We start from the raw sequence: 928 nt of genomic DNA, 5'->3' as shown, positions 1-928 counted from the left end.
CGGTGGCGTGCTGGCTGGAATGCTTGAGGGGTGTCGCGAACTTCTGTTTTGAGTGATGATCAGTGGTCCCGGATCGAGCCGTTGTTGCCCTGTTCTGACGGGCGGCGGGGTCGGCCGTTCCGGGGCCACCGCCAGGTCGTTGAAGGCATCATTTATCGGTATCGGTGCGGTATTGCCTGGCGGGATCTGCCGGCGGAGTTCGGTCCGTGGCAAACAGTATGGAAGCGGCACCGCCGTTTCGCCTCCGACGGCACGTGGGACCGGATCCACGCACGGCTACTGGCCGAAGCGGACGCAGCCGGACTGATCGACTGGACCGTTTCGGTGGACTCGACCATCAACCGAGCCCACCAGCACGGGTCGAACCTTCCCCGCACCACAGGGGGAACTCCCGAATTACAAGAAACTGTTTGCCGAACCGCCTGACCACGCCATCGGCCGCTCCAGGGGCGGGCTGAGCACCAAGATCCACCACGCCTGCGACGGCAAGGGCCGGCCGCTGGCGATGATTCTTGGCCCCGGACAGGGCGGCGACTCGCCCATGTTCCCCGTCGTCATGGAAGCAGTCCGGGTTCCCCGCATCGGCGGCGGCCGCGCCAGAACCCGCCCCGACGCCGTAATGGGAGATAAGGCCTACTCGTCCCGGGCGAACCGTGCCATGCTGCGCGAACGGGGCATCAAAGCCGTCATCCCGGAACCATCCGACCAGATCGGACACCGCAAGCGCCGCGGATCACGCGGCGGGCGGCCCGTGAACTTCGACTCAGAGACCTACAAAGGCCGCAACACCGTCGAAAGATCCTTCAGCCTCTTCAAACAATGGCGCGCCATCGCCACCCGCTACGACAAACTCGCACTGACCTACCGTGCCGGCGTCGTCCTCTACGCAGTCGTCATCTGGCTACGCCAATAAGGAGACACGCCCTAG

The 928-nt window shown here is 64.9% G+C and carries 1 pseudogene; it reads left to right on the top strand.

What is annotated here, in order from left to right:
• Window positions 1-30: 30 nt before the first annotated feature.
• Window positions 31-913: pseudogene (locus PV761_RS24200) on the top strand (IS5 family transposase).
• Window positions 914-928 lie beyond the last annotated feature (15 nt).

The organism is Arthrobacter sp. CC3 (genome assembly GCF_039907775.1).
Classification (GTDB): Bacteria; Actinomycetota; Actinomycetes; order Actinomycetales; family Micrococcaceae; genus Arthrobacter.
The sequence above is the reverse complement of the archived record's forward strand: the minus strand, read 5'-3'. Positions and strand labels throughout refer to the sequence as shown.